This is a genomic window from Streptomyces chilikensis, from assembly GCF_001642695.1.
GTDB lineage: Bacteria > Actinomycetota > Actinomycetes > Streptomycetales > Streptomycetaceae > Streptomyces > Streptomyces chilikensis.
On record NZ_LWCC02000005.1, the window covers coordinates 302,246 to 311,899 of the forward strand.

At 73.2% G+C, this 9,654-nt stretch carries 9 protein-coding genes and 1 riboswitch; of the genes, 1 reads left to right on the forward strand and 8 read right to left on the reverse strand.

Annotated elements, in window-relative coordinates:
- Positions 1-75: 75 nt before the first annotated feature.
- Positions 76-909, reverse strand: a complete 834-nt coding sequence (locus A2U95_RS01530) for a M23 family metallopeptidase (RefSeq protein ID WP_166020444.1) — start codon at positions 907-909, stop codon at positions 76-78.
- Between the two features lie 4 nt (positions 910-913).
- A riboswitch (cyclic di-AMP (ydaO/yuaA leader) is annotated at positions 914-1,078 on the reverse strand.
- A 444-nt stretch (positions 1,079-1,522) separates the two neighbouring features.
- Here A2U95_RS01530 and A2U95_RS01535 point away from each other — a divergent pair.
- Positions 1,523-2,320, forward strand: coding sequence for a tyrosine-protein phosphatase (locus tag A2U95_RS01535; protein ID WP_166020445.1), 798 nt, complete (start codon positions 1,523-1,525; stop codon positions 2,318-2,320).
- Positions 2,321-2,393: 73 nt separating this feature from the next.
- Here the strand turns inward: A2U95_RS01535 and A2U95_RS01540 are convergent, their stop codons facing one another.
- The 7 genes from A2U95_RS01540 to A2U95_RS01570 form a co-directional block, all read right to left on the reverse strand.
- The gene (locus A2U95_RS01540; protein ID WP_151770514.1) at positions 2,394-2,534 is read right to left on the reverse strand and encodes a DUF6126 family protein; all 141 of its coding nucleotides are present in this window, start codon (positions 2,532-2,534) and stop codon (positions 2,394-2,396) included.
- Entirely contained in the window at positions 2,531-3,172 is a 642-nt protein-coding gene (locus tag A2U95_RS01545; protein WP_166020446.1) for a helix-turn-helix domain-containing protein, read from the reverse strand. Before A2U95_RS01545 ends, A2U95_RS01540 begins: the two co-directional genes overlap by 4 nt.
- A 99-nt stretch (positions 3,173-3,271) precedes the next feature.
- Complete coding sequence (locus A2U95_RS01550) at positions 3,272-4,651, reverse strand: aspartate aminotransferase family protein (RefSeq protein WP_166020447.1); 1,380 nt, start codon at positions 4,649-4,651, stop codon at positions 3,272-3,274.
- Complete coding sequence (gene hpnH / locus A2U95_RS01555) at positions 4,648-5,712, reverse strand: adenosyl-hopene transferase HpnH (protein WP_166020448.1); 1,065 nt, start codon at positions 5,710-5,712, stop codon at positions 4,648-4,650. The genes A2U95_RS01550 and hpnH overlap by 4 nt, the downstream gene beginning before the upstream one ends.
- Before the next feature lie 6 nt (positions 5,713-5,718).
- The gene (locus tag A2U95_RS01560) at positions 5,719-6,411 is read right to left on the reverse strand and encodes a phosphorylase family protein (protein ID WP_166020449.1); all 693 of its coding nucleotides are present in this window, start codon (positions 6,409-6,411) and stop codon (positions 5,719-5,721) included.
- Complete coding sequence (gene shc / locus A2U95_RS01565; RefSeq protein ID WP_166020450.1) at positions 6,411-8,417, reverse strand: squalene--hopene cyclase; 2,007 nt, start codon at positions 8,415-8,417, stop codon at positions 6,411-6,413. The genes A2U95_RS01560 and shc overlap by 1 nt, the downstream gene beginning before the upstream one ends.
- 99 nt (positions 8,418-8,516) lie before the next feature.
- Complete coding sequence (locus A2U95_RS01570; RefSeq protein ID WP_166020451.1) at positions 8,517-9,641, reverse strand: polyprenyl synthetase family protein; 1,125 nt, start codon at positions 9,639-9,641, stop codon at positions 8,517-8,519.
- Positions 9,642-9,654: the final 13 nt, after the last annotated feature.

Below are 9,654 nucleotides of genomic sequence, written 5' to 3' on the forward strand. Positions count from 1 at the left end.
CGAACGCCGAGGGCCGCACTTCCGGAAGGGAAGTGCGGCCCTCGGTCCGCGCTCGACCGTAAGGTCCCGCGGGCGTCAGCCGAGGCTGACGCCGTGCGAGCGGAGGTAGCCGACCGGGTCCACGTCGGAGCCGTACTCGGGCGAGGTGCGGATCTCGAAGTGCAGGTGCGGGCCGGTCACGTTGCCGGTGGCGCCGGACAGGCCGATCTGCTGGCCGACGGTCACGGTCTGGCCGGCGGAGACGGACAGCTGCGACAGGTGGGCGTACTGGGAGTACATGCCGTCCTGGTGCTGGATGACGACCTGGTTGCCGTAGGCGCCGCCGTTGCCGGCCGAGACCACGGTGCCCGCGGCGACGGACTTCAGCGGGGTGCCGGTGGGCAGGGCGAAGTCGACACCGGTGTGGTAGCCGCTGGACCACATGCTGCCGGCGGTGCGGTAGGCGGTGCCCAGGGCCGCGTCCGCGGGAGCGGTCCAGCCACCGGCGGCGGCCGCGTCGGCGACCGTGGTCTTCGGGGCCTCGGTCCTGGGCGCGGCCTTCGCCTCGGCGGGCTTGGCGGCGGCCTTCCTGCCGAGCTCCAGCTTGGTGCCGGGCTTGATCAGGCGCGGGTTGTCACCGACGACGTCGCGGTTGATCTTGTACAGCTTCTTCCAGCCGCCGGCGACCTTCTTCTTGTCGGCGATCTTCGACAGGGAGTCGCCCTTCTTGACCGTGTAGGTCTCGGAGGCCGCCTTCTTCGCGGCGGCCGGCACGCCCTGGACGTTGTGCTGCGGGGCGGCCGCGTGGGCGCCGGCCGCGCCGAACAGGGGCAGGCCGAGCGCCACGGCGCCGGTTCCGGCGACGGCGATGGAGCGGGTGAGGCGCTGGACGCCGGTGGGACGGCGGTGCTTGTGACGCTTCGCGGGCATGACGTTGTCCTCTCCGTCGCCTGCGAGGTGAGCTGTCGGGTGCGGGCTGGAGATGCCCGGCCGCGCTGGGCGCGGCTCAACCCCTAGCCCGTTCCGGAGACCGGAACAGGCACGTACCTGTGGGTCCCCCGCTCCTGCCGTACTCGGGTTACTCGGGTGAGTGTGAAGGATCCGGGCGGCGGCAGGATTCGGCGTCCGTCCGGATCGGATCGTGAACGTATGCGACTGGGGAGCAACGGGACAAGTACGGGATTTGCACGAAGGTGAGTTTTTTGTGATCACTTAAGTGCAAAATGGTCACGGAGAGTCGCCGCGGGCCAGGCAAGTCCCGCTGTCGGCACGGAAGTTGCCCCGCCGGCGCCGACGACGCTCGGTCACCGGTATGAGGCTGCTCACCCGGCCGCTCCCCACGCTCCCCCAGGTCAGGGGAAGTTGCGCTTTACCGGGACAAGACATTATTCGAGAGATTTGTCCGTATTGTGATTGTTCGTATGCGTGTCGCGGCGGGACGTCCGGCGGGGCGGCACCCTCCTTTCCCTGGTCGGCCATGTCGTATCGTCAGAACGCACCCGTCGGCTGCCGCACCGGCGGGGCCTAGTGGGAGGAGCCCCCCGTGACGCAGCAGGTCCCGTCGACCGAGCCCCGGCTCGCCGGAGTGCGCAACTTTCGCGACGTGGGCGGGATGCCCACCGAGGACGGGCGCAAGGTGAAGCCGGGTGTGCTGTACCGCAGCGGCCATCTGGCGAGCGCGACCGCCGAGGACGCCGCCTTCCTCGCCTCCCTCGACCTGCACACCGTCTTCGACTTCCGCAACGACGCCGACCGGAGCCTCGAGGGGCCGGACATCACGCTGCCCGGGGTCAGGGAGGTACGGCTGCCGCTGTCCGACCCGGCCGACGGGGCGGAGTTCTGGAAGCGCGTCCGCCGCGGCGGCATCGACGAACTCCGGCCGCTGCTGGGCGAGGGCCGCGCCGAGCAGCGCATGATCGCCTCCTACCGGGCGACGATCCTCACCCGCACCGACGAGCACGCCCGGGTGCTGCGCGCCCTGTCCGAGGAGAGCGTGCCGGCGCTGATGCACTGCTCGGCCGGCAAGGACCGGGCGGGGCTGTCGATCGCGGTCACGCTGCTCGCGCTGGGCGTGGAGCGGGAGGCGATCACCGAGGACTACCTGAAGTCGGGAGCCAAGCACCGGCGCTACAAGCTGCACCGGGGCGGCGAGTCCTCGGACCCGTACACGCCGGAGATCACGGAGCTGCTGAGCCCGCTGTTCGACGCGCGGCTCGAGTACCTGGAGGCGGCCTTCGAGACCATCGAGGAGAACTGGGGCGGCGTCGACGCCTACCTGACGCGGGGCCTCGGGGTGACGCCGGAGCTGCGGGAGCGGCTGCGGGAGCGGCTCCTCGACTGACGGCGCCCGGTGCGGGCCCGGCCGGCCCTCGTGGCCCCGCCGGGCCCGCTTCCGGCCCGGCCGGCCCTCGGCCTCAGTTGGCGCGGGCGCCCGCCTCGAAGAGCAGCCAGATGAAACCGGCGAAGAGGTGGCCCGCCACGATGTAGACGAAGAGGCGGATCCAGAGGGCGCGGGGGAACTTGTCCTCGACGTTCTTCTTGTCGGGGGTCGTCATGACGTGGGCACTCCAGACGGGGTCGGGTGGCCGGCGTTCGCCTCGGGACCGAGGCACAGTGCGGCCGTGGGGCTCTGCAGCAGGGTGTGGACGAACAGGAGCTCGGCGCCGTCCGGCCCGTCGGGGGCCAGGCGGTGCGGGGTGAGCGAGTCGAAGTGGGCGCTGTCGCCCGGCCCGAGCAGGTGGGTGGTGTCGCCCAGGTCGAGGCGGAGCCGTCCGGTGAGGACGTGCAGCCACTCCTCGCCCGGGTGGACGCGGACCACCTGGTCCTGGGGGCCGCCGCTGAGCGGGATGCGGACCTTGAGGGCCTGCATGGCGCGGCCCGGCGCCCCGGCGGGCCGGTAGCTCCAGCCGCCGGCGCGGGTCTCCGGGGCGTCGGCCGCCCGCACCACGGCCTCGCGGTCGGGTGCGGTCTCGCCGAGCAGCTCGGAGACGGTGGTGCCGTAGACGCGGGCGAGCCCGAGGAGGACGGGCAGGGAGGGCTGGCGGTGGCCGGTCTCCAGGCGGGAGAGGTGGGCCGGGGAGAGTTCGGCGGCCCGGGCGGCCGCCTCCAGGGTGAGGCCCGCGCGGTGGCGGAGTGCGCGGAGCGTCGGAGCTACGCTGGGAAGGTCTCCCGGGGCGGGAGCTGGGTCGGGCATGTGACTATTCAGCCAGCTTTTTGCCCTCGGGGCAAATTGTTTGCCTCAGAGGCAAGATGGCCCGGACGCCGGGCGGAGCCCCGTCGCGAGGCAGTACAGCTAGCGGTTGCTCACCGCCTGCCTCATCAGCAGGCGGCCGAAGTCCCACACGAGACCCCCCTCGTGGGCGTCGTCCATCACCGCCGTGAAGGCCGTGACGAAGCGGTCGACCTCCCGTTCGCCGATGATCAGGGGCGGGATCAGCTTGATCACCTCGAGGTGGTCGCCGGAGACCTGGGTGAGGATCCGGTGCCGTCGCAGCAGCGGCACCACCACCATCTGCGCGAAGAGCCCCTTGCGCGCCGCCTGCAGCATCGCCCACCTCCCCCGCAGCTTGAGCGAGCGCGGGCGGCCGAACTCGATGCCGGTCATCAGGCCCCGCCCCCGCACGTCGGCGAGCAGCTCGTACCGGTCGGTGAGCGCCGCCAGCCGTGACCGGAGCAGCTCCCCCGTGGCCCGCGCGCCCGCCACGATCTGGTCGTCCTCGATCACCGAGAGGACCGCGAGTCCCGCGGCCATCGCCTGCGCGTTGGACCCGAAGCTCGCGGAGTGGACCAGGACGCGGTCCATGGAGGAGTAGACCTTCTTGAAGATCCAGTCCTTCCCCAGGGTCGCCCCCACGGGCACGTAGCCGCCCGAGAGCGCCTTGGCCACGCAGACCAGGTCCGGCTCCACGCCCTCCTCGTGCTGGTAGGCGTAGAAGTCGCCGGTGCGCCCCAGTCCGGTCTGCACCTCGTCGGCGATCAGCAGCGCCCGGTGCCGGTGGAGAAGTTCCTGGGCGGCGCGCAGGTAGCCGGGCGGGGCCTCGTGCACGCCCTTGCCCTGGACGGGTTCGACGATCAGCGCGGCCACGTCGCCCCGCGCCAGTTCGCGTTCCAGCGCGGTGAGGTCGCCCAGCGGGACGGCGGTGTCCGGCAGCAGGGGGCCGAAGCCGTCCCGGAAGCCCGTCTCGCCGTTGACCGAGAGGGAGCCGGCGGTCAGTCCGTGGAAGGCGTGGTCGCAGTGGAGGACCCGGGGGCGCCCGGTGGCGCGGCGGGCGAACTTCAGGGCGGTCTCCACCGCCTCGGTGCCGCTGTTGCCGAAGAAGACGCGGTCCAGGTGCGGGCTGTGGGCCAGCAGCCGCTCGGCGAGCAGCCCGGGCAGCGGGGAGCAGTCGAAGCGGGTGAGGTCGGCGAGCCGGGCGTCGAGGACGTCGTGGAGCGCCTTGCGGACCACCGGGTGGTGGCGGCCGAGGCCCATCACCCCGAAGCCGGCCAGCATGTCCAGGTAGTCGTTGCCCTCGGCGTCCCAGAAGTAGGCGCCCTCGGCCCGCTCGTAGACCTTGTCGAAGCCGAGGGTGCGCAGCATCCGCGGGAGCTGGTGGTTGAGGTACCGCTCGTGGAGGGCGTACCGCTCGGCGGAGCGGTCCTCGAGCAGGGCGGCCAGGTCGAAGCCCGTCACGGCAGTTCCCGGACGGCCGCGGCCCGCCTCTCCGGCCGGTTGGCGCGGTTGGTGGCGACGGTGTCGCGCAGGGCGCGCAGGGACTCCTTGAGGGATCCCATGGTGGCGAGGACGGCGGTGGGCTCGTAGCCGCAGTGCGCCATGCAGTTGGCGCAGCGCGGGTCCTTGCCGCGGCCGTACTTCTCCCAGTCGGTCTCCTCGACCAGTTCGCGGTAGGTGGGGACGTATCCGTCGCTCATCAGGTAGCAGGGGCGCTGCCAGCCGAAGAGCGAGTAGTTGGGGATGGCCCAGGCGGTGCAGTCGAACTCGGCGCGGCCCTCGAGGAAGTCGAGGAAGAGCGGGGAGTGGTTGAGCCGCCAGCGCAGGCGGTTGCCCCCGGAGAAGGCCTTGCGGAAGAGCTCGCGGGTCTGCTCGACGCCGAGGAAGTGCTCCTGGTCGGGGGCCTTCTCGTAGGCGTAGGCGGGCGAGATCATCATCTCGTCCACCTCCAGTTCGTCGTTGAGGTAGTCGAGGACCTCGACGACGGTCTGCGGGGTGTCGGTGTTGAAGAAGGTGGAGTTGGTGGTGACCCGGAACCCGCGCCGCTTGGCCTCCTTGACGGCCGCGACCGCCTCGTCGAAGACGCCCTCCTTGGCGACCGAGGCGTCGTGCCTCTCGCGCAGGCCGTCGATGTGGACGGCGAAGGCGAAGTAGCGGGAGGGCTCGAACAGGTCGAGCTTCTTGCGCAGCAGCATCGCGTTGGTGCAGAGGAAGACGTACTTGCGCCGGGCCACGAGCTGGCGGACGATCTCGTCGATCTGGGGGTGCATCAGCGGCTCGCCGCCGGCGATGGACACCATGGGGGCGCCGGACTCGACGACCGCGCCGACGGCCTGGGCGACCGGCATGCGCTGCTTGAGGACTCCGGCGGGGTGCTGGATCTTGCCGCATCCCTCGCACGCGAGGTTGCAGGCGAAGAGCGGCTCCAGTTCCACGATGAGCGGGAACTTGTCACGGCGGCGGAGCTTCTGTCGGGCCAGATATGTAGCGACCGTGACGGACTGGCGCAGCGGCATGGCCATCTGGGCTCACCTCCTGGGGGACGGCAGGGAACGGTGCCATGCGAAGAAGGCCGGGAGCACCCGGCACAGCACATGGAACGCCGTCATTCCACCCTTGAATGTCCCGATCCGTACCAGTTCGTACTCCGGGGCGTCCACGACCACCCGGACGGCGGCGACCGGACGGGTTCCGGCGCGGACGGCGGTGAGCAGGGTGGCGGCGGACTCCATGTCGGCGGCGACGGCGCCGCCGGCCCGCAGGGCGCGCCGTTCGGCGCCGCGCACCACGTGGTCCGTGCCGGTGAGGATTCCGGTGTGGACGGTCCGGCCCGGCAGGGCACGGGTGAGCTCCTTGACCAGCGGCCCGGTGGCGGTGCACCGGACGCCGCCCTCCGGGTCGTGGGTCTCCTCGGCGACGACGAGGTCGCCGGGGTTCATGCCGGGGGCGAGTCCGGCGCAGAAACCGGTGGCCAGCACCGCGGCGTCGGTCAGCGGGCCGGCGCCCAGGGCGCGGGCCACGGAGCGGCGCGCCGCGGCGGCGCCCATGCCGGTGCGCAGCACGGTGACGGGTCCGGCCGGTCCGCCGCCCCGGCCCGTGGCGCGGGCGGCGGCGCGCAGGGCGAGCTGTTCGATGCCCAGCGCGCAGGCCACCAGCAGCGGGGCCGGGGCGGACGGGGCGGGGCCCGGGCCGGACGGGTGCGGCGCGGGCGGGGGGCCCATCAGCGGGCCTTCGCGGCGAAGGGTTCCCCGTTCAGGTACCTGCCGAGCGCGGTGAGCGGGAACACCTGCCGGTAGAGGTGGTAGTTGATGGAGAAGTCCCACGGGAAGCCGGTGCCGGTGAACTGGGGCTCGTCCCAGCCGCCGTCCTCCCGCTGGGTGGCGACGAGCCAGGCGACGCCGCGTTCGACGGCCTCGGACCCGCGCTCCCCCGCGGCGAGCAGGGCCATCAGCGCCCAGCCGGTCTGCGAGGCGGTGGAGTCGCCGCGGCCGGCCCACCGCCCGGGTTCCCGGTAGGACCGCAGGTCCTCGCCCCAGCCGCCGTCCGCGTTCTGCACGGACCGCAGCCAGGCGACGGCCCGGCGGACGGCCTGGTGCCCGGCCGGCAGCCCGGCGGCGATCAGGGCGGGGACGGCCGAGCCGGTGCCGTAGAGGTAGTTGACGCCCCAGCGGCCGAACCAGCTCCCGTCCGGCTCCTGTTCGCGCAGCAGCCAGTCCACGCCGCGCCGGGTGCGCGGGTCGTCGGCCCGGCCCTCGACCGCGAGCATCTCCACCACGTGGGCGGTGACGTCGGCGGACGGCGGGTCGACGACCTCGCCGAAGTCGCAGAACGGGAGCCTGTTGGGCAGCGCGCCGGTGTTGTCCGCGTCGAAGGCGCCCCAGCCGCCCCCGGCGGACTGCATGCCGAGGTTCCAGCGGACGCCCCGGGCGACGGCGTGCTCCACCCGCTGCGGGTCGTGGTGCGCGACCCGGCGCAGCGCGAGGACCACCTCGGCGGTGTCGTCCATGTCGGGGTAGTTGTCGTTGTGGAACTCGAACGCCCAGCCCCCGGGCGGCAGTCCGGGCCTGCGCACGGACCAGTCGCCGGGCCGTACGACCTGTTCGCCGAGCATCCAGTCGGCGGCCTTCACCAGCTGGGGGTGGTCGGCGGGCAGTCCGGCGTCGGCGAGGGCGATGACGGCGAGGCAGGTGTCCCAGACGGGCGACTGGCAGGCCTCGATCATGCGGGAGCCGTCCTCGCGCCGCACCGCGAAGCGGTCCAGGGCCTCGACGCCGGCCCGCATCACGGGGTGGCCGAGGTCGTAGCCGAGCAGGTGGAGGGCGATCAGGGAGTAGACGTGCGGGGGCTGGATGCCGCCCCAGCAGCCGTCGTTCTCCTGGCGTTCGACGATCCAGCGGGCGGCGGCGTTCATCGCGGCCCGGCGCAGCGGGGCCGGGGCGACCTTGCGGTAGCGGCGCAGCGCGGAGTCGACGCGCTGGAAGAATCCGTCCCAGCCGGCGGCGGACGCGGGGGGCGCGGGCGTGCGGCCGGCGGGGCCGGCGCGCAGTTCGTCGAGCGGGAAGGGCGCCGGGCGTACCGGGCGTTTCGCGGAGACGACGGTGAGCGGCACGATGGTCTGCCGGGCCCAGCAGCCGAAGTCGTAGATGTTGAGCGGGAACCACTTCGGCAGGAAGAGCATCTCGGGCGGCAGTTCGGGCAGGTCCTGCCACCGCCACCAGCCGAAGAGGGCGAGCCAGATGCGGGTGAAGACCCGGGTGGCCGCGATGCCGCCCTGCGCGCGGATCCAGGCGGCGGCCCGCGCCATGTGCGGGGCGTCGGGGGTGTCGCCGGCGAGGCGGAGGGCGACGTAGGCCTCGACGGTGGTGGAGAGGTCGGCGGGGCCGCCGTGGAAGGTGGCCCAGGTGCCGTCCTCGCGTTGCCGCCCGCGGACGAACAGGGCGGCGGCGTGCGCGGTCTCCTCGTCGAGGATGCCGAGGAACCGGCGCAGCAGGAGGTCCTCGGCGTCCATGGTGACGTTGGTCTCCAGGTCGCCCTTCCACCAGCCCTCGGCGTCCTGGGTGGCGAGCAGGAGGTCGGTGGCGCGGCGGGCGGCGAGGGCCGCGGCCTCCCGGAGGCCGGCCGACCCGTCCCCGGGGGGCCGGCCGGTGAGGCCGGCCGGCGTCGTTACGGTCACCGGGTCGGCGCGGCTCGGCGGCGCGCCGGTGCTTCCGTCGGTTGTCGCGGTCATGGCTTCCCCTTCCTGCAGTGGCGTGTCTGCTGCGGGTCCGCCGTCGGCCGGCTCCCCCGGAAGCCGCCGGCGACTACGCGGTGCTCGGACCTTCCGGGATCATCTCGTGCGAACCACCACGAAGTCGGCGAGCGCCACGAACTCTTCCCGCACCCGGGTGGGCATCTCCACCTCGTCGAGTGCCCGGACGGCGACGGCGTGCTGGCGGCGCGCCTCGTCGGAGGTCCACGCCCGGCCGCCGGCCTCCTCGATCAGGGCGGCGCGGGAGGCGAACTCCTCCTCGGAGAAGTTCTCGAAGTCGGCGGCCTTCGCGTCGGCGGCGAGGATCTCCGCCAGCTTCTCGGAGGCCGGGCCGCCCGCCGCGAGGGCGGCCACCACCGGCAGGGACTTCTTGCGCTGGCGCAGGTCGCTCCAGGTCTGCTTGCCGGTGGAGTCCGGGTCGCCCCAGATGCCGAGCAGGTCGTCGACGGCCTGGAAGGCGAGGCCGAGGTGGTAGCCGTAGCGTTCGAGGGCGTCCGCGGTACGGTCGTCGGCCCCGCCGAGGACGGCGCCGATGGAGCAGGCGCAGGCGAGCAGCGCGCCGGTCTTGTTGCCCTCCATCTCCAGGCACTCGTCGACGGTGACCCGCTCGCGGTGCTCGTAGGAGATGTCCTGGGCCTGGCCGTCGATCAGGGCCCGGCTGGCGGCGGTCAGCCGGCGGGTGGCCCGGCCCGCCTCGACGGTGCCCAGTTCCAGCAGGACCTCGTTGGCGAGGGCGAACAGGGCGTCGCCCACCAGGATGGCCTGGGCGGGGCCGTGCACCTTCCAGACGGTGTCGCGGTGACGGCGCTGCTCGTCGCCGTCCATCAGGTCGTCGTGCAGCAGGGAGAAGTTGTGGACCAGTTCCACGGCGACGGCTCCGGGCACGCCCACCTCGGGGGCGGCGCCGGCGGCCTCCGCGGACATCACCGCGAGCGCGGGGCGCACCGCCTTGCCGCCGTCCCCGGCGGCCGGGTTGCCCTCGGCGTCGATCCAGCCGAAGTGGTAGGCGGCGACGGTGTCCATGGGCGCCGCGAGACGATCCACGGCGGCCCTCAGCACCGGTGTGGCCAGCGTCCGGCCGCGCTCCAGCAGCGCGGTCACGTCCACCGCGTCGGCAGCCTTCTCGGCCGGGGGCACAGTGGGCACAGTCTCTCCTCGTGTGGTGACAGGGGTGGGCGGCGCCGCGCCGGCGCGGGCGCTCATGCGGCGCCGCCCG